The organism is Caballeronia mineralivorans PML1(12) (genome assembly GCF_001028175.1).
Taxonomy (GTDB): Bacteria; Pseudomonadota; Gammaproteobacteria; order Burkholderiales; family Burkholderiaceae; genus Caballeronia; species Caballeronia mineralivorans.
Genome location: NZ_AEJF01000230.1, coordinates 87,052 through 109,237 on the forward strand (window position 1 = coordinate 87,052; position 22,186 = coordinate 109,237).

The window sequence follows — 22,186 nt, forward strand, 5'->3', positions numbered from 1 at the left end:
CTAGTCCATTGAACCCGATGAATCGCACCGGATGCGGCGCTTGGGGTTGGCGTACTTCCATTTCAACGGTGCGGCTTGCTTGTTGTACTGGCGGATATAGCGCATGAGCTTTTTGTCGAGGTCTTTGGTGCTGGTGAACACGCCGCGCGTGATGACATCGCGCTGAATGCGTGCAAGCCAGCTCTCAACCTGATTCAGCCATGACGAATAGGTGGGTGTGTAATGCATCGTGACGTTGGGATAATCGAGCAGGAACGTCTGGACAGCCGGTGTTTTGTGGCTGCTGACGTTGTCGCAGATCACGTGAATCTCTTGCGTGGTGCGGTGGGCCGACACGACCTCAGTGAGAAAGGCGACGAACTGGGCACTGGTGTGGCGCGATGCAGTCTTGCCCAGCACTTCGCCGGTGGCCGTGTTCAGCGCGGCGAACAAACTCAGGGTGCCATTGCGCTTGTATTCGAAGCCATGACTCTCGGCACGCCCGGGCGAGAGCGGCAACATCCGGTCCTTGCGGTCCAGCGCCTGAATCGCGGTCTTCTCGTCCACGCAGAACACCACCGCATGCGTCGGCGGGTTCAGGTACAGCCCGATGACGTCGGCCGCCTTCGTTTCAAAGTCGGGATCGTTGGACACCATGTGGGTGTCGAGTCGATGAGGACGGATATCGTGCTTGCGCCAGATGCGCTGCACCGTCATGAACGGCACGCCCAACGGCGCGGCGAGCTTGCGACTGCTCCAGTGGGTCGAGCCGTCCTTGCGGCTTACGTCTGAGCGTGTAATCAAGCACCCGGGCTTCCAGGCGTGCTAGATCCCGGCGCGGCGCACGGCCCGGATGTCGCCCAGACAGTCCCGCCAGACGCTCGCTCGCGAAGCGGGTTTTCCAGGTCGTGATGAAGCGCGAGTCGCATCGCAACTCATTCATGATCGCCTCGCGCGAGGCCCCGTGGTCGAGCGGCAGGATCAGCCGCGCACGTCGCACTTGACCTACGGCCATCGTGCGACTGCGTTGCATCGCCATCAATTCCTCGCGCTCGGCTTCGCTCAGATTCATCTTGTCCATGCACCGTTAGATCAGTGCAATTTCAATGGTTCAACCAACTAGTACAGCATTTCGATCCCCCTAGCAGCGCACACGTCGCAGAAATCGCCTCGATTGAAACCGACGAATGCATCTATGTAGATATTTTTGTCCTCAATCATAGAGCGCATTACATGATCGGTAAGGCTGTATGTGTGATGTATTTTTCCGAGCGTGTAATCGAGCGATCCTTTGCGGTAAAGCGTGTCGTCGACTAATACTATTTAGACGGCCATGCTTTTACGCCCACCCGTCACGCGTGCGAGGCGCGTTCTAACACCTCGTCAGCCCACTGGTTGATGCTCTTGCCGGCTGCTGCGGCAGCAACACCAACGGCGGCATGCACCTCCGGCCGAATTCGCAGCATAAGCTTACCCGATGCAGGCTTTTGTGGATCACGGCCGGTCTTCGCGCAGTCATCGAGATAGTGATCGACGGCTTCATGGAAATCCGTTGTCAGTTCCTGCACGGTCTCGCCGTGGAAACTGATGCGATCCGACACGCCAAGCACGTGCCCGACAAAAATGTTGTCGCGCGGATCAAACTCAACCCGCGCCAAATACCCTTTGTAACTCATTGCGTTTATCACGGCTTTACCCCCAATTCGATAAACCACTCTCGCAGTTCTTCCACCTGATACTTCTTCGCATCCTTGCCCGGATGCGGTCGATGCAGATATCGTCGATGCCCCTTCAGTTCGAAGGCTACCCGCGAGCCAGAACCTTCCCTTACCTCACCGCCCAACGCGGTAACCAGTGATTCGATTTCCGCAAACACGATGTTGCTGTTTGTGGGCTTCCTGAATATCGCTTCTAGCGTCTTGGCGTGTTTGGATTTCATACCGAAACGATAGCATAAAGTGATATCACTTTCAAGATTGCAATCATCGTTTGATATCGCATGAGGCGTTTCACGGGCGAGTCATCGTCACGGGGTCTAGGTTCGATGGAGGTAAGTCGGGGCGTGGACTTCGCCAAGAGCGACGTGGGAGAGCCGCCAAGGGGCCGGAATGGAGTAGGGAGGGGTAATTCAAGCCCAGCCCGACCCATCTCTCGTGCGGTTCGTGCCGTCCGTTCCAGCCGACTAGCGGCGGTCCCCCCTCCACGCCTGCCCGGTTCTTGTCTGCCTACTTTTGATGCAGCCGTGAATTCGGCGCGAGCCGCGCGGGTGCTAGGGCTTGAGCCGCATCGGATATTGTAAAAATGACGCATCTTGACGCGCAAAAGCGGGGTTCTGATGCAACGTTTACACGCGTTGCGCCCGGTTTTCAGGGTGAGACTTTTTGTTACTACAATATGTGCATGTAAATCACATTCGACCCGGCGAAAGACGCCATCAACCAAAAAGGGCATGACGGCATCTCGCTTGCCGATGCGTGCCGCTTCGATTGGGATAGCCTGCGGTATGAAGTCGATACCCGGTTCAATTATGGCGAGGAACGCTATCGCGGCTTCGGCTACATCGGTGGTCGGCTCCACATGGTCGCGTTCACGTTCCGAGATGAAACGATGCGCGTCATTAGCCTGCGCAAAGCAAACGCTAGAGAGGTGAGAGACTATGAGCAAGCGAGAAAAAACCCCTGCGGAAATCGAACATGAGTTCGATTCCGCCGAAGTGCCGAGCGCCAACATCAAGGCGATGCGGCCATTTTCGGAATTGCTGGAAAAAAAGCGCATGGGCCGCCCGCCCAAAGACAACCCGAAGGTGCTTGTCACCAGCCGGTACGACGCCGACATTATCGAGCGCTTCAGGGCCCAGGGTGACGGGTGGCAAACACGAATGAACGATGCGTTGCGCACGTACCTCAAAGAGCATCCGTTATAACAATTGTTTAACTTTGTGCCGCACGGAGCCGTTTAAAACAGACATAGTGACCTCTCGTAGAGGGCAAATTGTTTTATTTTCCTATGAGAGAAAAACATGTCTAATCACATTAATCCTGGGCCGAAGCCAAAACGTGAAGATGGTAAAGATGACCTACGGCATCATGTAAATCCACGAAATAGAAGTTGCCGTGATAGCTCTGCGCGGTCTTTGCGTTGGTGCTCAGAAAAATCAGTTCGGCACCATTGGTGCAAGAGAATGGTGTCGCCGGTTAGCTCCACTTGGGCTACTTCACGAGCGAACGCGCAGATGTATTGCCGGAACACGTGCACCTGCGCCTTGCTTGCCGACAAGAAAATTTGATTGCGGCCGGTTTCGAGCGCTTCATGCGAGAAATAGTAGGTCGCGCCGATCTGCCGCGACTTGAGCAAGTTGCGCGTGCGATTGTGGCCGTTGCGATACCAGACCTTTTGATAGTCGAACTGCGATTTGAGAAACGCGTCGTGCAGCTTCGCTTGTTGTTCCTCGGTGATCTGGTTGCGCACCGCTTTTTTCTTCGGTCCTTCATTGCGCGCCTTGATTGCCGGGTTCAGGTCCGACTCTTTACCTGTGTCGCTGTATTTGCGCACACGTGCCATGCGTTCAAGCTCGCGGCCGAGCAAGTCAATCTCTTTGAAGTCAACCGGGTCTTTGACTTCTTTGGCAATCAGCACGATCAGGCGCGTTTCAAGCGACGCCTCGACTTTCTCGGCAATCGTCGCTTTGTCCCAGCCGTCGCGCTGCTTCCACGATTCGATTGAAGTGCTGGAAACTGGAAGAGAAGCGCGCCAGATCAGGCGGCTAGAAGGAGGGAATATGTTGTGTTTTGGAGATGCCTCTTACGGCGTTTAAAATTTGACATAACATAAATTATCAACTTTTAAGTTGTCCAGATAATTCAAAGTTAAGCGCTCGTTGATTGCAGCCGTAAACATAGGACCGGGCACCTATCCGGTCTTTTTTTTCCGCTGTCAGTCGAGCCCATCATGACACCCTCCACACGGAAAATCCTCACCCGCCACAACGCCTCGCCAGTCACCGAATTTTCCTACTACGCACCGGCATACCGCTGCCGATCCTTTGCCGACTTCTACAGCGCAGCAACCGGACCATCACCGAATGATTCAACGGCACACGAATCATTCCAACATGGGCCGTGGCCGTCCTACGTTTGCAAACCCTTGAACACGAACTGAAGCTCGACGAAATGGGCGTCACACGCGACCTGGACGAACCCGCCACCAAAGACCACCGACGTGAACCCGCAGCAAACGCAGACGCATACGTGATCAATGCGAATGCGCCGGCCTTCCACGAGCGTAAAAAAACCCGCCAGCAGCGGGTTTCATATTGGCAGCGCCGCAGCTTCACGCGCCCGGCCAAAAGCGTTCATCCAACGTCTGTTCGATCGTATACGGACACACATCCGAAAACGTACTTTCAGGCAAGCCCGTTTCCCGCTCAGCCTCAATCTGCGCATAGCCATAAGCCGTCGCAAACGCAGCAGGCAACACCGACGCCAAACTTGGATTGTCATCCAAATGAGCCGCAACCTTACGCCGCTGCTCAATCACCGTCAGTTGCCAGCTACGCCCCCGAAACGCAGACTGAAACTGCCATTTCAGCAGATGCGTCAACAGAACCGTCAGGCGATTCACCAGCTCACGCTTTTCACTGCGCCCCATGCTCTCGATTTCCTCTGCAATATGACCAAGATCGGCATCGGCCAACCGCCCTTCGCGCAACAACGCTGCTTGCTCGTTCGCCCAGCCATAAAAATCCCGCTCATAAAGCGCGTCATGAGTCGCAGCCATCAGATCACCCCATTCAAGCTATTGGCACACGAAAAAAGTATAGCATCCGCTCAGACGGTGTTCCCGGTCGCCATCCAGAACACCCCGCTCCCGTCGTTCCAGAGCCGTTGCGCACTGCCGAAATTAGCCCCGTTTGCCAGAAGTAGCCCCAATCGCTCGCGACATCTTGAGCCAAATAGAAATGTCGTGTTTTGGTGCTGGTGCGATGCTGGGAGCCTCCAATCCAACGATGGGAGCTCGCCATGCAGCCAACCGAACTGGTGACGTTCGCCGTGAACTCGCGACCGTCCCCTTATTGGTGTGCGCCGTGCAAAGGCTGCGCTTTTCCGTTGTGTCTGCTACAGCCAGTTCTCAACTTTCAGCCCCGGCACGCGCCGGAACTCCCGCTCGTTATTCGTGACCACAACAGCGCCGACGCAGCGTGCATGTGAAGCGATCAAGAGATCGTTCGCGCCGATCATCTGACCGCTTTTATGTAGATGCGCGCGAATCTCCGCATAGTGCTCGGCGGCTTCTTCAGGCCACTCCATTACTGTCAAGTGTTTCACAAAGGCGTCCAGCGCCGGCCGATTGCGTTTTGCCTGCGACGACAACTTGATACCAAACAGCAACTCCGCAAGAGAGATAACTGAAATCGCTTGTTCATCAATCGGCGTTGCCAGCAGCTTCCCGCGTAGATTTTCGGACGGGCCACGCATTACAAATGCACACGTGTCAGTGTCGAGCATGTACAACTGCATCAGATCGGCTCCCGGTCCTGAACAGGCAAATCGATCACGTCCTCCATGAAGTCAGGCGTTGCACGCGGCCCCGACGCAAGATATTCGGCCCACGAGTCCGGCTTCGGAGAAAGAACAATGCGTTCCCCATCACGGCTGATAAAGACCTCTTTTCCCTCAAAACGAAATTCGGCGGGAAGCCGAACGGCCTGGCTGCCGCCGCTAGTGAATAACTTTGCAATACGAGACATGTCGAACTCCGGTCCATGAATCAACGTAGCTACAAGTATAGCTACTATAGTAGGTATGTCAATATCTACTATAGCTCGCACGGCAACCATTCGGCCTGTTTGTGACTGCCGCGCTGATGTTTCTGCTCATGACGCACGGCACCGCTTGATCCTAATGGGTGTGTGGCGCGATCCGTCGCAGCCATGATGTGAAGAACCGGGCGCGTTCAGCCCCTGCGATTGGGACGCAGCAACAGAAACTGGCCGCCGGCGCGGCCATGGTATTGACTGCTCTCTTGACCCCGGCCCGCTTGGGTAATTACAAGGCAAGTCACTCGCTTACGCGGTACGTTGAGGCGGCATCGTGAAGAAGGCATGCATGGCGTGCCAGATGCGGTGCCGGTTGATGCCAAGCACCGCGACATGGGCGACCCCCTTGATCTCACAGAATTGTTTGTCTTTGTTCGGCAGTTGCGAGAAGAAATCGAGCAATTCAGCATCCGTCGCATTGCCGTCGTGTTCGGCTCTCGTCATGCAAACGGAACACTGAAGCCTTTTGGGGTCGACCATCGGCATGTGGATCGCCATGTCGACATAGGTTCCGTTCGGCGTCCGGTTCGTCAGCTTCAGCTCGTAGTCACCCAAGGCTTTCGGTACTGCCGGGTCGACCGTCGACGGGTCATCGCGCGAAAAAATGGCGTCAAAGCTCGCTTGCGAGGTCGGCCGGAAATTGCTGGCTGTAAGGTTCGCAATGTTCGCGCGCCGCTTCATGATCTCGGGCGCGCCCTCCCCGGTATGGGTGAACGCATCGAGCACAATGCGATCGACTCGCTCCGGCTCTTCCATTGCAAAGACACCCAGACGAATCGAGCCAGAAGACTGGCCGTAGAACATGACCTTCTTCTGTCCCGTAACGTGTTCGACAATCGGCAGCGCGGCTTTCAAGTCTTCGACGCCAGATCTGATATTGGAGTTCGATTCGGTCTTGGACGAACGGCCGTAGTTCTCATGATCCATGGTCCAGACGTCAAAGCCGTATCTTGCGAACTCGTCCATGAACGAGTAGTTTGCCGATCCGGGTACCTGCAGGTCAAAACCGCCCCGCCCCGAGAACGACGAGCCATGCACCAGGAACAATACCGGCTTCGGGCCCGCACCTGCGTTTGCGCCGTCTGCGAGGCGCTTGCGGTACAGGTACAGTTTCACCGCGCCTTTTTGCGCCCAATAATCTTCGGCAACGATCTGGGTGGTTGCAGCGCTGGTGCTTATCGGTATCACGGCCGTGGTGACCAATGTCAGTGCTGCGCCTTGCAAAAAACGACGTCGCTGTAATACGTTCTGCTTCTCACTCACATCGCCCACATCGCTCATTCTGATTCCCTATGACTGTCCAACTATATTGACCACGCCAGCTTTGACCACGCCAACGCCGGCCTGTCGATCAGGCCGCCGGCCAAGTCAATTGCCCCGGCGGCGACTTCCCCCTATTCCCTCGCGACACCTGCCGCTACGCAGTGACCTGACGAATCACATTGCGAATCACGCCGATCCGATCGATTTCGGTTTCCATCACGTCGCCAGGTTTCAGGAACTCCGGCGGGTTGCGAGCGGCGCCAATGCCCGATGGTGTCCCCGTTGCGATGATGTCGCCGGGCTCGAGGGTCAGACCCAGAGACAACTCGGCGATGATGCGCGGCACCTTGAAATACATCTGACTCGTGTTGATTTGCTGCTTCACCACACCGTTCACACGCGTGGTCAGTTGCAGGTTGTTGTAGTCGATGTCGCTGGCCGGAATGATCCAGGGGCCAATCGGGCCGTGACCGTCCAGGCTCTTGCCCTTGAACCATTGGCCGCCGTGATCGACCTGCATGTCACGCGCGGTCGTGTCGTTGATTACGGCATAGCCGAACACGTACTGCATCGCGTCGGCTTCCGCGATGTTATAGCCACGCTTGCCAATAATGACCGCCAATTCGCCCTCCCAATCGATCTTCACGGACACCGACGGATTGAAGGGGATGGGGTCAAAGGGACCGTTGATGGTGTGCGTGCCCTTGGTAAAGAACACCGGGTGCTTCGGCAGAGCTGCCTGCTTTGCGGTCAGACTCTCACCGAAATGCTCCAGGTAGTTCCACCCAACAGCGTAGACGTTGCGGGCAGGAACCGGAATCGGCGCCAAGAGCCGCACGTTGTCAAGCGACGCGTGCGGCCGCCCGGAGGCAGCGCATCGACGCGCCTGCGCGATGGCATCGGGCCCGGCGGTGATCAACGAGACCATGTTCGCCGGGTCGAAGGCCAGCGTCATACCCAAGTCCCGGGCGGTCGCGCCGAGGTCAATTACCATGCCCTGCGCCGTCACCGCGCCAAGGCGCGGCGCCTCTGCTGCAGCATGGCGATAGGTCACCAACCGCAATGCATTGCCGGCCGGTCCTGGCTCTACGGGAACCTTGATTGCTGCAGGAGTCGCTCCAGCTCGAGTGATCACTGCCGAGCTGAGGGCGAGCCCCGTGCCTATTTTAAGGAGGGTGCGGCGCGCTTTGTCCAAGATCGCTCCTTCTAAGTAGCAAACCTAGATAATAGTGCCTGGGAAACCTGGCAACGTGTGGCTAACGAGGTCCGGCTCCAGCTAGTTCGCCGGCGAAACGAGGTCGAATCCGTTCGCTTTCAACGACGCCTCCACTGCCAGTCCGGTGAGATAAGAGAGCAGCTTTTTTGCCGCTTCCTGTGACGCGCTGTTGGTGCCGATACCCACTGCGTAGGTCGTTTTGAGCTGCAGGTCTTCTGGAATAGGCCCGACGAGCGTGACGCCATGAACAGGCTTGATTTCGCTGATCTGCCCCAGTCCGAGGGATACCTCGCCCCGCGCCATGGCCTCCATAGCGGTTTGTCCTTCGGCGTAGTACTTGATCTTGGCGTCTACCCGGTCACCAATCCCGAGGCGGTCGATCAGCTTGGCGAGATATATGCCCGAAGTCGCTCCGGTTGCCGGGTTGGCCATCCCGATCGACGGAGCGTCGAGCAGGACATGCGCGAACGCCTGGTCATCCCCGATCCAGGGCGCGGCGGTGCCGGTTTTGACCGCTATACCGAGTCGCACGCGCGCGAGGTCTCTTTCCGATCCCTCCTGCACCAGATGACGCTCGACCAAATTGGCCAGCGGCATGGGAGGAACAATGACGAGATCGAAAGCTTCCCCCGACACCGCCCGATCGTGCACCTGGCCTGCGGTGCCATAGATCAAGCGTACATGATCGCCACTCGCCGCAAAGTATTGCTCGGGCAGTTTCTCAAGAGCGCCCTTCAGCGCCGCCGCCGAAAAAACTACCAGATCTGCTGCGTGAGCCGGCTGAATCACAGCGAGCAGCACACCGATTAAAAATCCCGCCTTGGTTTTCATGAGAACTGTCCTCACGATGAGCCTCATTGAGTACTGTAGACGCCGATGCAACCACCGCACGGACCACCTGTTTTAGGAAGCGGCACAAACACATGTCCATTCACGTCGCTCGCGGCAACCGAATGGGCATTACCTCCCGTCGGGATACTCTGTAAGAGCGTGTTGGTCTTGGCATCGATCACGCCCAGAACCGGACCATTCGGCATCTGCCGGCCGCTAATGTAGTACTGCCCGTTTTTAGCGCTATAAGCCACTTCGTCAGATGCGCCCATATCGGGAACCGTGGCGACGACCGCCCCGCTATCTCCGTTGACGATCAGCGTAACCGGTTTGAGCGTCGACTTCTTGCCGCCGGCGTTGCAACCGATCACCAGATTCTTTCCCGGCCCGCGTGCCAGCCCGGCAGGTGTGCAGTCGGAAACCTTCATGACATTCGTGACTTCGCCCTTAAGCGGATCGATCAAAGCGATTCCGCCCGTTGACTTGTCGCCCTTGATTTCCGGAACCGTCATCAGGAAGATGCTTTTCGGCGCGTAATAGATTGGCTGCTCGATTCCATCGGTCGCGTCATTGAAGACGATCTTTTTGAGGATCTTATGTCCTGGCTTGGTCGAGATCAGCGTCACGAAGGGAGGATCATCCGCATCGTTGGTGACGATAAAGATATGGTGCTTGGGGTCGTACGCCATTTCGTCAGCGCGGTTTTTCCCGCCCGTCTTGATCGTATCGACGATTTTCTGGGACTTCAGGTCGATGACTTTGACCGAGCTATCCCCATCGCCGGCCCAGGCTTCATCGCCGATTACCAGGACGCCGTTAGGCCCCGCTGTATCGTTGTCCTTGTCAAAGCCGACGAAACCGGGGATCTGGCCCATCACCTTCCCTGTTGTTGCATCGACGATATCAACGGCCTTGTTGCTGCGGTCGGCCAGGTAATACCGGTTTGTCTTTTGATCGACATAACTGATGTCGAACGAATCCAGCGGGGCGCCCGGAACCTGTACTTTGGAAATCATCTTGAGTTCAGCGGCACCGACATGGCCGGTCAGAACACAAGAGAACAGGCTGCCGAGCAGCGCTAGCGACTTGAGCTTGTGTGACATCATCTCCATCCATTTTGTATTGTTGCCATTGCCTGTTTCAGGGTTAACGGCCGATGTTTTTCGCCGAGGGGTGTCTTGCGGAAGCATCGAAAGAAGGCACTTCCTGCGCCGCTCTACAGGACAGGTGCAACTCGGAATCGAGCGCCGTTCTGGCGACGATTCCGGGTACTGACGCGCTATCACGTCAGAACTTGTGGGTAATACCCAAGATGAGAGCGACCTGGTTTGGAGTACTTGAGCTTGATTCGAGGTCACCCACCGACCCACCGGCAGCGACGATGCTATTGCCGTCCTCGCTGAACGTGGTGCCGTGTGCATGCGAGTAACCGCCGATTGCATAGACGGTCGTGCGCTTGGACAGGAAGTATTCCGTGCCCGCCGCAACGGTGTTGTACGTAGCCGAAGAGGTGCCGCTTGACCGCATATAGGTGTAGCCGACATTCACCGCAAGCGATGGCGTCACTTGGTACTCGAGGGAGGTCGCTCCGGTATTGAAGTTTTCAGTACGGTTGAATGCCGCGAAGTGTGCATAGGGCTTCCACTCCGCATTGCTGTAGCGCACGTTAGCGGTAAACGGACCGATAACATACTGAGCTGCCACATGCGTGATCATCCGTGAGCCGACAAACGCGACGCCGCCAAAGAGCGGCGTGACGGAGTTGTTCTGGGTCTGGTCGGCAGTGCCCACACCAGTTGCACTGTCGTTCTTGGCGAAGACGTAACCAACTGCCAGACTCAGGCCACCGTAGGTGTAAGATGCAGCAGCCGAGGACATCTCCTGCGACGATACGTTGCCCGCCACACCGCCCAGGCCGTACATCAATTCATACTGCAGGCCGCCATACGTCGGACTCGTGTACTTGATCGAATTGTCGACCCGGAAGGTATTGTCATTGTTGTCGGCATCGCCCGGGGTGGTGAACGCGGGACCATAACCGTCGGCTGTAAGGGGTTGAACCAGATCAACTGTTGGATCCAACTGGCGACCGATGGTGACCGTGCCCAGGGAGGTGCTCGCCAGGCCAACCCATGCATTCTTGCCGAACTCGCGGCCACCCTGCCTCAACTTCCCGGTGTTGATGTCGAAACCGTTTTCGAGGTTGAAGATCGCCTGGAAGCCTCCGCCCAGGTCTTCCTTGCCTTTAATGCCCCACTGGTTAGTGGTCAGGTCAGCGCCCTGCATCGTCACTAAGGATGCGTGACCTACATTGTTGTAGTACGCCAGTGCGTTATCAATCTCGCCGTAAAGCGTGACACTGCTTTGGGCTTGGGCGGTCGAAGCTACGGATAGCATAGCCAGGGTAAAACTCGAAATTGCGAGTCGTCTCATAAAATCTCCGAAATATTATAGGTATAAGAAATTCACAAATCGGTTAAGTTAGTACACCGATTTAAATTGCGTAAAAACCCTAGCACCGTACGCCGCCGTGCTGCACGGCAGCGGATCGGTTGGCTAAGCGTTTTAAGGCATGAGCAGCAAGGGGATTCGGTTAGGTTGATACACTCTGATGCGCGCAGTCATACACGGGTCTCGGTTGTTTTTAACATTACTGGAAACAACAATGCAAGCGGCGTGCCAGTATAAAGGGATACTAAGCTATTGATTTGAAGCGCATTAGCGCTTCGTTCACTCAGCCTTATTGCGAAAAACCAGACAAGCGGCTATCTAATGGCTGGAAAAAGTGTCAAGCGCTGCCAAACGGTAATCCAGAACGTTCATTTGAACTCCTCGGAACTGATGCCCAGACGACGCATCTTGTCGTATAGCGTTTTTTTGGGAACACCCAAACGCTCGCACGCCACAACCGCGCGGCCTGAACATTCGCGCAATGCCTCCTCGATCAACTGGCGCTCGAACAGATTAAGTTTCGTGTCGAGGGAGGGTTTCTCAGTACTGTCGTCGATACTCGCTGCGTCGACGCGCGTCGGCATACCTAATGTAAAGCGTTCGGCCACATTACGTAATTCCCTTACGTTTCCCGCCCACGATCTTGACATCAGGTCGCGCATTTGCGCGGACGAGATATCCGGGATCGGCTTGTTGTATTCAGCAGCAGCACGTAAGACGAAGTGCTCGAACAATAGCGGGATATCCTCGCGGCGTTCCCGCAGCGGAGGAATCTCAAGCACGATAACGCCTAGTCTGTAGTACAAATCGTCGCGAAAATGATTTAGCGAAGACAGCGCCAATAGATCCGCCTTGGACCCGGCAACGATCCGGCAGTCCATCTGGAGCAGTTCGTTGGAGCCGACACGCTCGAATTTTTTCTCCTGCAGCAAGCGCAACAGTTTTACTTGAAGCGACATCTGCATTGTTTCGATCTCGTCAAGAAACAGCGTGCCTCCCTGAGCGTACTCAATTTTTCCGATACGCCGTTTGATCGCACCGGTGAAGGAGCCAGCCTCATGGCCGAACACCTCGCTCTCGAACAATAGCTCCGGGATACCCGCGCAATTGATCGCCGCGAAGTTCTTCGCCTTTCGATGCCCGTAATCGTGCAGGGAACGGGCGACCAGTTCCTTGCCCGTTCCGGTTTCGCCGAAAATCAGCGCATTCGCGTCGGTGTCGGCAAGCTCCAGGATCATTCGGCGCAGACGTTCGATGACAGGAGAACGTCCAAGAATTTTCGCTTCTATACTATCGCGATGGGCAAGTGTCTGGCGCACGGCTGCAAGTTCGAGCGTCAGGCGACGTTTTTCCAGCGCACGGCGTGAAACGTCGACCAGTTGCTCCGACGAGTAGGGTTTCTCGACAAAATCATAAGCACCCCGACGCATCGAGTCGACCGCCATTGGAATATCGCCGTGTCCGGTCACGAGGATGACCGGTAGCGACGCGTCGGTTCCAATCGCATGCTCCAGTAACGCGAGGCCGCTCATACCGGGCAGCCGGATATCGCTGACCAGAATGCCGGGGAAACCAAACTCGATATAACGCAGGGCATCTTCGGCCCGCTCGAACGACTGGACCTCCAGGCCGCTCAAACGAAGCGCTTGCATGCCGCCGAGGCGCACCGCCGCGTCATCTTCCACAAATAGCACTTTTAGATTTTTAGACATCGTCTCCTCACAGTGTGGTCCGTTTTAGCCTGACGGTGAATTCAGTGCTGTCAGGCCTGTTTTGGGCGACCAGAGTACCTCCGAACTCTTGGATGATGCCGATCGAAATCGTCAAACCTAATCCCAGCCCTTCGCCCTTATCTTTAGTCGTGAAGAACGGTTCGAACAAGTGACTGCGGACCTCGTCCGATATGCCAACACCGGTGTCGCGCACGCTAATCGAAACGTGATCCTCTTCGCCACAAACGGTAATTGTCAGCACCCGCGCTCGAGCTGAGTGGTCGATGTCGACTTCGGCGATCGCATCCAGCGCGTTGCCGATCAGATTGATCAATACCTGCTCAAGCCGGTTGGGTTCCGCGATTGCGTACAAGTTGTCTTGTGGCTCCTCGCGCACCAACTCGACATCGCCGCTACGAATCCGGGCATCAAGCAGAAAAATGGCATTGGAGATGGCAGAGCCAACCAGCACCCGTTCCAGGTAGGTGGGCGATTTACGCGCAAAGCGTTTGAGCTGGCTAGTGATTTTCCCCATGCGTTCGGTCATGTCGCAAATGACCCGCAGGTTCTGCTGCGCCTCGTCGAGTTCAAGCCGCTGCATGAACATCAGCGCGTTCGACGACAAGGTCCGGAGCGCCGCCAAAGGTTGATTGAGTTCATGCGTAATGCTTGCGGACATCTGCCCGAGCGCTGCCATTTTTCCGGCCTGGACCAACTCCTGCAACGTCGATTTGAGTACGGCTTCCGCACGGTGGCGCTCCGCAATCTCGATTTTCAACGTCTTGTTGATTCGATTCAACGCATCGGTTCGGCGCATCACCTTGCGTTCGAGCTCTTCATTCATGTGGCGCAGGTTTTCCTTGGCAGCAAGTTCCTGCGCGATGATCCGCCGCCGCTGCAAAAGATACAAAGCGAAAACCGTCACCAACGTCATCCCCGACCCGACCCCAAGGGCGACATTCACTGCGGCAACCCTAGCCGATTTAATATCGGACAGCGTGTTGATCGTCCAGCTTGTGCCTGGCACCGGGCGACTCAATAGCAAAAAGCGCGATGTTAGAAATGACGGAGCATGTGGGCCCAGAATCGCGTCAGACGCGAACCTGGCGATACTGGCCATGTCGCCTTCTGGCTTTTGCCTAATCAAGCCGACGGGTTCCAATGCGCCAGGCGCATCATATTGATGATCGGCGGCGATCGTCGCGCGAGCATCCTGCGATAAAACGCCGAGTGACTTGAATCTCCAGCGGTCCTGGGTCGATAGAAAAATAACGCCGTGAGCATCGCTGATCATTGCCGTATCGCCCGCGCGTCGCCAAATTTGCTCGATCTTGTCGAGGTTGATCTTGACGGTCGCGATGCCGACGACTTTGCCGCTGGCGTAGATGCGCTCGGCATAGAAGTAGCCAGCTTCCTTGCTCGCGGCCCCTAAGCCATAGAACGAGCCACTGCCAGTCGAGAGCGCTTTCCGGAAATAGGGCCTGTAGCCGTAGTTCATCCCGACGAAACTATATGACTGGTCCCAGTTGCTCGACGCCAGGGTGTTGCCCTGCACATCCATGATGTACAGAGTGTCCGAATGCGCCCCCCGATTGACCGCGGCCAGATATCGATCGACCTGACCGGTGAGCGCAACATCGTCAGGCTCCTGCAGCAGTCGAACGACTTCGGGGTTGAGGTTCACGAGCGACGGCAAGTAGGCATAGCGCGCCAGTTCGCTCTTTAGCGCCGTGTCGTAGATTTCGACGCGATGGATCGCCGCGCTGCGAATAGTTTCGATGCCGAGTTGCTCTGTGTAGCTATAGGACCAGTAAATGCCCGCAGTAATGAGCAACAGGACGCAAATATGGCTCCACAAGCCGTGGCGAGCACGCAAACGCTGGCGGAGCCAGCTCCGCACCGGCCGGTCGCGCACACCCACCACGGGTTGAAGGCCACCGAGTGACATGTGTTAGCTCTCGCTAAACACCCGCGCATCGGCACCGGCATCAAGATGCGCAAGCGCATCCGCCGGTTGAAGGTCTTCGAGGAGGCAGTCCAGCCGTGCTCCTGCGTTCACATTCATTTCTGTCTCCTGCAAACCTTGAATGGTTTGTCGTATTGCATGAACTACCGGATTACTTCGTCGGCTTAATTACCTTCTCATTGCACAGACCTGACACAACAGCGCCGCAATTCCAGGCGATAAGCTCAGTCATAAGTCTCTCTTAAGGGTTTTGCCCTAGATTAGGCAACTCGGACGACAGGCGAAAAGTCCGTCAGTCGACGCTTGTCAATTCATCTCACAGGAATTCGCTATGCTCAAACCCTTGATTTCCGCGTCGCTTGTCACGACGACCCTTGTGGTCCACAGCTTGGCGGTGGCGCAAGTCACCCAACCTGTCACGCGGGCACAATTGGAAAACGAGCTTGCGCAACTGCGAGAGGCCGGCTATCGGCCCTCCACCGACAAAAACGGTTATCCCTATAACATCGAAGCCGCCGAAGCTCGACTTCGTGCTCAAAACGGTGTTGCAAATACCTCATACGGATCGATGGACCAAGGCTCGGTGTCGAGTTCCAGTTCCGGACCGGATACTCAGGCTACCCGCACACGCGCCGCATCAAACTGACGCGCATCACGCTCTACGACCCGCGCGTTCTCCGACCAGGTCACTCGAATCAAGCATGCATCCATCGTATTGAATCCCTTTGTAGTGGCTCTCGACAGCAGCTTCGGCGCTCCGGCAATCCACAGTCGCCCTGGATAGAGAGATGTGCGGTGCGGCGCCGGTTCGCGTTAAAACTTGTGCGTTATGCCCAGGATGACGGCTACTTGATTAGGCGTGCCGGAACTCGACTCGAGGTCGCCGACTGTTCCGCCGGCGGCTACCAAGGAGTTGCCGTCCGAGCTGAATGTGGTACCGCGCGCATGAGAGTAGGCGCTGATCGCGTACAGAGTGGTTCGCTTCGACAAGAAATACTCTGTACCTACGGCGACCGTGTGATACGTGGCCGAAGATGCGCCGCTCGATCTCATGTAGGTGTACCCGGCATTCACGGCAAATGCAGGTGATATCAGGTATTCCAGTGACGTCGCTCCGGTATTGAACGTTTCAGTCCTGTTGAAAGCGGCCAATTTCACATACGGTTTCCATTGCGCATTGCTATACCGGATGTTGACAGTGAAAGGACCTATCACGTATTGCGCTGCGACATGTGCAATCGAACGCGATCCGATGAATGGGACGCTACCGAACAATGGCGTAACAGAATTGTTATGCGTCAGATCAGCCGTACCTACGCCTGCCACACCGTCGTTTTTTGCGAAGATGTAGCCGGCCGCCAAACTTAAGGGGCCTCGGGTGTAAGCGACCGCCGCAGAAGAAGTCTCCTGAGACGAGACACTGCCCGGTACACCGCCCAATCCATACATCAACTCATACTGAAGTCCGCCGTACGTCGGGCTTGTGTATTTGATGGAGTTGTCGACGCGAAAGGTATTGTCATTGTTGTCCGCGTCGCCAGGAGTCGTAAACGCCGGGCCATAGCCATCGGCTGTGAGTGGCTGAACCAGATCAACCGTCGGATCGAGCTGTCGACCGATCGTCACTGAGCCAAGGGACTTGGACGCAAGCCCTACCCATGCGTTTTTACCAAACTCGCGTCCCCCTTGTCGCAGCGTACCCGTATTGATATCGAATCCATTTTCGAGGTTGAAGATTGCCTGGAAGCCTCCTCCAAGATCTTCCTTGCCCTTCAACCCCCATTGGTTAGCCGTGAAGTCAGCGCCTTGTAAGGCGACTAAAGAATGGTGACCAACGTTGTTGTAATAGGCGAACGCGTTATCTATTTCACCATACAGCGTCACACTACTTTGAGCTTGGGCAGCCGGAATCCCGCTTAATACCGCCAAGGGGAGGCTGACAATTGCGAGGCGTCTCATACCATCTCCATAAATATCGTAGATTTTTTTAGTTACGGTTTATTTACTTAGTACACCGATGTATTTAGCCTGGCTGCCATTTCTCCATGGAATACGTCGTTACGGTTACTGTTGACCAGCAGTCGCCTACGCCGAGTGCTCGTCCATTTCACACACCTGCCGCCGGTCCTTTCATTTATGTGAACCAACGGCCACGCAATCACATGATCGTTAGCGCTGTTCTTCCGCAAGCCGCTGCTGTGCGATGCGCTCTTCGGCCTGCTGCAACTCTTTCACAGGACGACGTTTGCTCCAGACCGACGCGGCGACCATGACTGCCGCGCAGAGCAGCAGGCCAGCGGCGATCGGGCTGCGGAAAAACACGGTGGGGTCACCGTTGGAGATGGTCAGCGCCTGCCGAAACGACTGCTCGAGTGTATGCCCGAGGATCAGGCCGAACAGCAACGGTGCCTTCGGCACGTCGAGCTTGCGGAACAGATAGCCGAGCACGCCGAAGGCGAGCGCGAGGTAGAGATCGAAGACGTCATTGTTGAATGAGTACACGCCAGCGGACGCAATGCCGAGAATCAGGCACAGCAGAATACCCGGCGGCACATAGAGGATCTTCGAGAGGATGCCCACCAGCGGCAGGTTCAGCACCAGCAGCATGATATTGCCGATGTACATGCTCGCAATTAGTCCCCATACCAAATCAGGTTGCGTATGAAACAGCATCGGCCCTGGCTGGATGCCGTACATGATGAACGCGCCCATGATGACGGCCGTGGCACCGGAGCCCGGCACGCCGAGGGCCAACAGGTGGACGAACGCGCCGCACGTGTCCGCATTGGTGGCCGCCTCCGGCGCCGCAATGCCCTCGACCGCACCCTTACCAAACTCCTCGGGGTGCTTCGAGATCTTCTTTTCCAGAACGTAGGACAGCATGGCGGCAAGCGTGCCGCCAAGACCAGGCGCGGCGCCACAGAGAAAACCCACCGCCGTGCCGCGAAAGATCGCCGGCCGAGCGCGTCTCCATTCCTTCTTCGTGAACCAAAGCTTGCCTTCCACTTTTACCGAGTGCAGGGTGCCGCCAAGCGTGCCTTCCACCATACGGCTCACTTCCGCAATGGCGAACAGCCCCACCACGACAACGAGGAAGCTCACCCGGTCCTGCAGTTGCGAGAGACCCATCGTGAAACGTGGCACGCCGCTTTGCAGGTCGATACCGATCGTTGCCAGCCCCAGTCCCATGAACACCGCCATCATGCCCTTGGCGATCGAGTTGCCGTTCAGCGCACCCACGGTGGAAAGCGCGAAGAAGATCAGCGCAAAGTATTCGGTCGGTCCAAAGTGCAGCGCGACCGCGGCAAGCGGCACGGCAACGAAAGACAGGCACGTTACACCGATCATGCCGGCGATGAACGAGCTCACTCCGGCAATCGCAAGCGCGGCTGCTGCCCGGCCCCTGCGCGCCATCGGGTAACCGTCAAGCACGGTCATCACCGCGGCGGCGTCGCCGGGCGTGTTGAGCAGGATGGCAGTCACCGCACCGCCGTACATGCACCCGTAATAGATGCCGGTCAACATCATCAGCGCGGTAATCGGGTCCATTCCGAACGTAACTGGAATCAGCAGCGCGATGCCCGCTGACGGCCCGATGCCCGGCAGGTGGCTGATCATCGTGCCGATGAACACGCCGATCAGTGTGTAGAGGAGATGGGTCGGCTGGATGGCAACGGCCAATCCATGCAGAATCCCGTACAAGCTTTCCATTTTTTGGCGCGCTCCGCGTCAGATCGATAACAAGCCGGCAGGCATCGGAACGCCCAGCACCAGGGAAAAAAGCAGATCGAAGACGAGCGTGAAACCGAGCGCGACTGCGATGTTCGTCTTATAGCGTTTGCGGTTGAAATAGGTCAGAAGACCCAGCAGGAAAACCGTAGTCGCAATCAGGTAGCCCACGCGCACGAAGCAGAAATAGTAGAGCGCCGTCCACATGACCATGCCGACGAGAACCAACGGCGAATGCTTCACGCCGTCGCCCGGGTTGGTGCCAGGTTCGTCGTGAGGCGGTGCAGCCTTGGCTGCGGACAGCGGATCGATGCGCACCTTGTGGCGCCGTTCGATCAGCAGCAACAGCGCGGACGCGATCAGTCCAATGCCGACGAGCGTCGGAAAGGCCTTGGGCCCGAGCGGGTCGCCCAGGCGCATTTCGGGCAGCCGCATGTCCATGTACAGATAGACGCACGCAAGCACGATGACGCCAATAGCAAGCTGCGCGTCACCTCTTAAGCTTTTCATGTCTCCTCCCTAGCGTTCTGCACGCCGGCGCACGCGATCTTTGCGCAGGTCGCCGGCTCTGGCTGATCCGGCCTACTTCTCGTTGTACCGGCCCGGCTTGACGACCTCGGCGATGGTGCCGTCCGGTGCGCGAAACTTGAGCGCGCCTTCGCCCTTCTGCGAGAGGATCGTGCCACCGTACTGCTTGATCTTCTCGGCAGCAAGTTCCTGGTCGTCGACGGTCACACCCCAGTGGTGCAGGCGCGGCCCTTCGCCGGCGAGGGTGGCTTCGTGCGAATCCTCGCTGTCGTACTTCATCAGCGTGAAGTCGATATGGCCGTCGGTCATGTGGCGCGAGATGTGCTCGCGATTGCGGCCCGTCTTCACTTCCGTGAAGCCGAATACTTCGGAGTAAAACTTGGTCGCCTCTTCGAGATCGTTGACTTTGACGGCGAGGTGGACGATGCGTGACATATGGATCTCCATGGCGTTGATTGCTACAGTGGAAAAAATCAGCTACTACCTGGATGCTTCTGTTACCCGGTTACTTCGCGAGGCCGAGGTCGGTGAGCAGCGACGTGAGCCGCTTCTGCTCACCCGCGAGAAAGACCTTAGTGTCGGCGCTATCCTTGTAGTCGGCGGTCCAGAGGTTGCGCTTTACCGCCGCGGCCCATTCGGGCGACGCTGTGGCTTTCTTCAGGACGTCATCCCACCAGGCAATCTCGGCGGCCGTCATATCCTTCGGCCCGACGAGTACGCGCCACGTGCTGAACTCGGCGTCGACGCCCTGCTCCTTCCACGTCGGCACGTTGGCGAGATCGCCTGCCTGTCGCACATCCGAAGGAATCCCGATCATCTTGACGCGCCCCGCCTGACTCGGCCCCAGCACGACGCCAGCCGGCGTCGCGCTGGCCGTGACGTGTCCGCCCATCAGCGAAGTGACTGCCTCGCCGCCCGAATCGAAGAAGACGATCTTCAGCTTCTTCGGGTCCTGCCCGACAGCCTTCAGGACGAGCGCGGCGGCAGCGTGACTCTGGCCGCCCGGCGAACTCGACACCGCCATGCTCACCGCCGATGGGTCCTTGTGCAGCATCGCAACTAGATCCTTGCCGTTTTTGATCGGTCCGTCCGCCGCGACCGCGAACACCACCGGCTCGGTCACAAACACGGCGAGCGGCGTGACGTCGTCGACGCCGACCGTGCTCAAGCCCGTGACACGGTTCGTGATGAGCGGCAGCGCCTGCACACTCACGTAGTGGCCGTCGCCGGAGTGCGAATTGATGTACGCAATACCGACCGTACCGCCACCGCCCGGACGGTTGATCACCGTCACCGGCTTGCTCGACAGCTTGTCCTGCTGGATCACGCTTTGCAGCGTGCGGCCGACGAGATCGAGCCCGCCGCCCGGCGCGCTCGGCACGACGATCTCGATCGGGCGGTGCGGTTGCCATGTGTCGGCCGCATTCGCGGTGAGCGTCTGCATGCACAGCAGTACGGTGCACGACAGCAGCACCGCGCCGCGTAGTTTCGCGCTTCTGATACTGGACTTACCCATCACATCGTCTCCTGATTATTTTGTGTTTTCGCCAGACTCAAAAATTGAAGCCGTCAAACGTGGTCGCGGCAAACAGCTGGTCCAGCGGTACGTCTTCTCTGATCAACCCGTCGGTCCGGGCGTAGCGTTGTAGCGCGCTCAGGTCGTGACGGTTCTCTTCTACGCCGTAGCGCCAGTAGTCCTCGCCCATCAGCACCTTTACCCGTTCAATCTCAGCGTTGATCCACGGATGGGTGATGCGCAGCGTGTCGGTGATCGACAGTTCGGTCATGGCAGCTTCCTTTGCTTTCAGGAAGGCTGCGAAAACGTTCACCGGCAGCCACGGGTGCTTTTCTACGAGCGTGCGCCGTATGCCGATAGTGTGCATCGGCGGGAACAATCGCGTCTTCGTAAAATACGCCTCTTCAGCCTCGCGGAAATCGGGGAACAACCGCCGCACGCGTTCGTTACGGCCAAAGCACGACGGCGGCTTGGGCGCAATGATCGCATCGATGTCACCAGCGTCGAGCAGGTTCGACAACGTGGCGGTCCGGGCAATCGGCACTATGCTGATGTCTGCCGGCAGGTCGAGCGGCATGCGCACCTCACGCCCGGCCTGCTCGAGACCGCCTGTGAGCCAGTGGACGTCACGGGTGCGTACACCGTGCTCGTCGTCGAGAAAACCGCGCACCCAGACACCCGCCGTCTGCTGGAAGTCAGGAACTCCAATCCGCCGGCCGCGCAACGCCTCCGCTGAGTCGATGCCTCGGTCCGAGCGCACGTAAATGGCCGAATGCCGGAACGAGCGCGACACGAAAGCCGGCACACCGATGTAGTAACTCTGGCCGCGCGCTGTGGTCAGCAGGTGCGTGCCGAGCGAAAGTTCCGCGACGTCGAATTCCTCATGGCGGAACGCCCTTTGAAACAGCTCCTCCGCAGGACCGTGAATGAAGTTGATCCTGCATCCCCCAATTGACACGCTACCGTCGACCAACGCTCGCGTCCGGTCCGTGATTTGGCATGCTAACGAAATCTCAAGCATGGTATTGGCGAACCCTCCGGTAGCCTCTTTTCATGGCGCCCTGGCCATTGCTGCCAGGCGTGCTCGTCCAATACGATTCGTACACCGTAATATCTAGGCCGACCGATCACAGTCGGTCGTTTCTGATTACATCCCGATCTTCATCGGCCAGTCGTGACG

At 57.3% G+C, this 22,186-nt stretch carries 21 protein-coding genes and 2 pseudogenes; 3 read left to right on the plus strand and 20 right to left on the minus strand.

Annotated features, from left to right (window positions below; translation table 11 throughout):
• The 3 genes and pseudogenes from EOS_RS38130 to EOS_RS38140 all read right to left on the minus strand — a co-directional run bounded on the left by EOS_RS38130 (position 1) and on the right by EOS_RS38140 (position 1,918).
• A pseudogene (locus EOS_RS38130) lies at positions 1 to 1,060 on the minus strand (IS630 family transposase).
• 271 nt (positions 1,061 to 1,331) lie between these two features.
• A complete protein-coding gene (locus EOS_RS38135) occupies positions 1,332 to 1,667 on the minus strand; it encodes a type II toxin-antitoxin system HicB family antitoxin (RefSeq protein WP_047897395.1) in 336 nt (111 codons plus the stop codon).
• A complete protein-coding gene (locus EOS_RS38140; protein WP_047897396.1) occupies positions 1,664 to 1,918 on the minus strand; it encodes a type II toxin-antitoxin system HicA family toxin in 255 nt (84 codons plus the stop codon). The genes EOS_RS38135 and EOS_RS38140 overlap by 4 nt, the downstream gene beginning before the upstream one ends.
• 467 nt (positions 1,919 to 2,385) lie before the next feature.
• On the opposite strand from EOS_RS38140, the gene EOS_RS45250 reads away from it, so the two are divergent.
• Both EOS_RS45250 and EOS_RS38145 read left to right on the plus strand, forming a co-directional pair.
• The gene (locus tag EOS_RS45250) at positions 2,386 to 2,676 is read left to right on the plus strand and encodes a BrnT family toxin (RefSeq protein ID WP_087882055.1); all 291 of its coding nucleotides are present in this window, start codon (positions 2,386 to 2,388) and stop codon (positions 2,674 to 2,676) included.
• A complete protein-coding gene (locus tag EOS_RS38145) occupies positions 2,636 to 2,902 on the plus strand; it encodes a BrnA antitoxin family protein (RefSeq protein ID WP_047897397.1) in 267 nt (88 codons plus the stop codon). The genes EOS_RS45250 and EOS_RS38145 overlap by 41 nt, the downstream gene beginning before the upstream one ends.
• Positions 2,903 to 3,077: 175 nt before the next feature.
• On the opposite strand, the pseudogene EOS_RS38150 reads toward EOS_RS38145, so the two are convergent.
• The 11 genes and pseudogenes from EOS_RS38150 to EOS_RS38200 form a co-directional block, all read right to left on the minus strand.
• Positions 3,078 to 3,720: pseudogene (locus tag EOS_RS38150) on the minus strand (terminase large subunit domain-containing protein); the annotation flags it as partial.
• Positions 3,721 to 4,308: 588 nt separating this feature from the next.
• Positions 4,309 to 4,755, minus strand: a complete 447-nt coding sequence (locus tag EOS_RS38155) for a DUF29 domain-containing protein (RefSeq protein WP_047897398.1) — start codon at positions 4,753 to 4,755, stop codon at positions 4,309 to 4,311.
• Positions 4,756 to 5,093: 338 nt separating this feature from the next.
• Positions 5,094 to 5,483 carry a type II toxin-antitoxin system tRNA(fMet)-specific endonuclease VapC gene (gene vapC, locus EOS_RS38160; protein ID WP_200908749.1) on the minus strand — a complete coding sequence of 130 codons (390 nt, stop codon included), beginning with the start codon at positions 5,481 to 5,483 and terminating at the stop codon, positions 5,094 to 5,096.
• 11 nt (positions 5,484 to 5,494) lie between these two features.
• Complete coding sequence (locus EOS_RS38165; protein WP_047897443.1) at positions 5,495 to 5,725, minus strand: antitoxin; 231 nt, start codon at positions 5,723 to 5,725, stop codon at positions 5,495 to 5,497.
• A 318-nt stretch (positions 5,726 to 6,043) separates the two neighbouring features.
• Positions 6,044 to 7,075 (minus strand): alpha/beta fold hydrolase, encoded by a 1,032-nt coding sequence (locus EOS_RS38170; RefSeq protein WP_053064187.1) that lies wholly within the window; start codon positions 7,073 to 7,075, stop codon positions 6,044 to 6,046.
• Positions 7,076 to 7,211: 136 nt separating this feature from the next.
• Entirely contained in the window at positions 7,212 to 8,252 is a 1,041-nt protein-coding gene (locus EOS_RS38175) for a fumarylacetoacetate hydrolase family protein (protein ID WP_047897400.1), read from the minus strand.
• An 81-nt stretch (positions 8,253 to 8,333) separates the two neighbouring features.
• Positions 8,334 to 9,104 (minus strand): molybdate ABC transporter substrate-binding protein, encoded by a 771-nt coding sequence (locus tag EOS_RS38180; protein ID WP_053064188.1) that lies wholly within the window; start codon positions 9,102 to 9,104, stop codon positions 8,334 to 8,336.
• A 23-nt stretch (positions 9,105 to 9,127) separates the two neighbouring features.
• A complete protein-coding gene (locus EOS_RS38185) occupies positions 9,128 to 10,294 on the minus strand; it encodes a YncE family protein (RefSeq protein WP_152693257.1) in 1,167 nt (388 codons plus the stop codon).
• Between the two features lie 97 nt (positions 10,295 to 10,391).
• Positions 10,392 to 11,537, minus strand: coding sequence for a porin (locus tag EOS_RS38190; protein ID WP_047897401.1), 1,146 nt, complete (start codon positions 11,535 to 11,537; stop codon positions 10,392 to 10,394).
• Positions 11,538 to 11,923: 386 nt separating this feature from the next.
• Positions 11,924 to 13,267, minus strand: coding sequence for a sigma-54-dependent transcriptional regulator (locus EOS_RS38195; RefSeq protein WP_047897402.1), 1,344 nt, complete (start codon positions 13,265 to 13,267; stop codon positions 11,924 to 11,926).
• Positions 13,268 to 13,274: 7 nt separating this feature from the next.
• Complete coding sequence (locus tag EOS_RS38200) at positions 13,275 to 15,215, minus strand: sensor histidine kinase (RefSeq protein ID WP_053064191.1); 1,941 nt, start codon at positions 15,213 to 15,215, stop codon at positions 13,275 to 13,277.
• 349 nt (positions 15,216 to 15,564) lie between these two features.
• Between EOS_RS38200 and EOS_RS38205 the strand changes: the two genes are divergently transcribed.
• On the plus strand, positions 15,565 to 15,879 hold the full coding sequence (locus tag EOS_RS38205) for a DUF4148 domain-containing protein (protein ID WP_047897403.1): 315 nt from the start codon (positions 15,565 to 15,567) through the stop codon (positions 15,877 to 15,879).
• Positions 15,880 to 16,046: 167 nt separating this feature from the next.
• Here the strand turns inward: EOS_RS38205 and EOS_RS38210 are convergent, their stop codons facing one another.
• The 6 genes from EOS_RS38210 to EOS_RS38235 form a co-directional block, all read right to left on the minus strand.
• Positions 16,047 to 17,192 (minus strand): porin, encoded by a 1,146-nt coding sequence (locus tag EOS_RS38210; protein ID WP_047897404.1) that lies wholly within the window; start codon positions 17,190 to 17,192, stop codon positions 16,047 to 16,049.
• A 210-nt stretch (positions 17,193 to 17,402) separates the two neighbouring features.
• Positions 17,403 to 18,944 carry a tripartite tricarboxylate transporter permease gene (locus tag EOS_RS38215; protein WP_047897405.1) on the minus strand — a complete coding sequence of 514 codons (1,542 nt, stop codon included), beginning with the start codon at positions 18,942 to 18,944 and terminating at the stop codon, positions 17,403 to 17,405.
• A gap of 18 nt (positions 18,945 to 18,962) precedes the next feature.
• Positions 18,963 to 19,472, minus strand: coding sequence for a tripartite tricarboxylate transporter TctB family protein (locus EOS_RS38220; RefSeq protein ID WP_047897406.1), 510 nt, complete (start codon positions 19,470 to 19,472; stop codon positions 18,963 to 18,965).
• A gap of 72 nt (positions 19,473 to 19,544) precedes the next feature.
• A complete protein-coding gene (locus EOS_RS38225) occupies positions 19,545 to 19,925 on the minus strand; it encodes a VOC family protein (protein ID WP_047897407.1) in 381 nt (126 codons plus the stop codon).
• Positions 19,926 to 19,995: 70 nt separating this feature from the next.
• Positions 19,996 to 21,006 (minus strand): tripartite tricarboxylate transporter substrate binding protein, encoded by a 1,011-nt coding sequence (locus tag EOS_RS38230; protein ID WP_235443096.1) that lies wholly within the window; start codon positions 21,004 to 21,006, stop codon positions 19,996 to 19,998.
• Positions 21,007 to 21,043: 37 nt separating this feature from the next.
• Positions 21,044 to 21,964, minus strand: a complete 921-nt coding sequence (locus tag EOS_RS38235) for a substrate-binding domain-containing protein (protein ID WP_235443097.1) — start codon at positions 21,962 to 21,964, stop codon at positions 21,044 to 21,046.
• Positions 21,965 to 22,186 lie beyond the last annotated feature (222 nt).

Bases quoted from the DNA above. Each gene is read 5' to 3' on its own strand.
- EOS_RS38145 (WP_047897397.1), top strand. From the start codon at position 2,636: ATGAGCAAGCGAGAAAAAACCCCTGCGGAAATCGAACATGAGTTCGAT.
- EOS_RS38155 (WP_047897398.1), bottom strand. From the start codon at position 4,755: ATGGCTGCGACTCATGACGCGCTTTATGAGCGGGATTTTTATGGCTGG.
- EOS_RS38185 (WP_152693257.1), bottom strand. From the start codon at position 10,294: ATGCTTCCGCAAGACACCCCTCGGCGAAAAACATCGGCCGTTAACCCT.
- EOS_RS38205 (WP_047897403.1), top strand. From the start codon at position 15,565: ATGCTCAAACCCTTGATTTCCGCGTCGCTTGTCACGACGACCCTTGTG.
- EOS_RS38220 (WP_047897406.1), bottom strand. From the start codon at position 19,472: ATGAAAAGCTTAAGAGGTGACGCGCAGCTTGCTATTGGCGTCATCGTG.
- vapC (WP_200908749.1), bottom strand. From the start codon at position 5,483: ATGCTCGACACTGACACGTGTGCATTTGTAATGCGTGGCCCGTCCGAA.
- EOS_RS38225 (WP_047897407.1), bottom strand. From the start codon at position 19,925: ATGTCACGCATCGTCCACCTCGCCGTCAAAGTCAACGATCTCGAAGAG.
- EOS_RS38230 (WP_235443096.1), bottom strand. From the start codon at position 21,006: ATGGGTAAGTCCAGTATCAGAAGCGCGAAACTACGCGGCGCGGTGCTG.
- EOS_RS38200 (WP_053064191.1), bottom strand. From the start codon at position 15,215: ATGTCACTCGGTGGCCTTCAACCCGTGGTGGGTGTGCGCGACCGGCCG.
- EOS_RS38210 (WP_047897404.1), bottom strand. From the start codon at position 17,192: ATGAGACGCCTCGCAATTGTCAGCCTCCCCTTGGCGGTATTAAGCGGG.
- EOS_RS38195 (WP_047897402.1), bottom strand. From the start codon at position 13,267: ATGTCTAAAAATCTAAAAGTGCTATTTGTGGAAGATGACGCGGCGGTG.
- EOS_RS38170 (WP_053064187.1), bottom strand. From the start codon at position 7,075: ATGAGCGATGTGGGCGATGTGAGTGAGAAGCAGAACGTATTACAGCGA.
- EOS_RS38215 (WP_047897405.1), bottom strand. From the start codon at position 18,944: ATGGAAAGCTTGTACGGGATTCTGCATGGATTGGCCGTTGCCATCCAG.
- EOS_RS38180 (WP_053064188.1), bottom strand. From the start codon at position 9,104: ATGAAAACCAAGGCGGGATTTTTAATCGGTGTGCTGCTCGCTGTGATT.
- EOS_RS38140 (WP_047897396.1), bottom strand. From the start codon at position 1,918: ATGAAATCCAAACACGCCAAGACGCTAGAAGCGATATTCAGGAAGCCC.
- EOS_RS38190 (WP_047897401.1), bottom strand. From the start codon at position 11,537: ATGAGACGACTCGCAATTTCGAGTTTTACCCTGGCTATGCTATCCGTA.
- EOS_RS38165 (WP_047897443.1), bottom strand. From the start codon at position 5,725: ATGTCTCGTATTGCAAAGTTATTCACTAGCGGCGGCAGCCAGGCCGTT.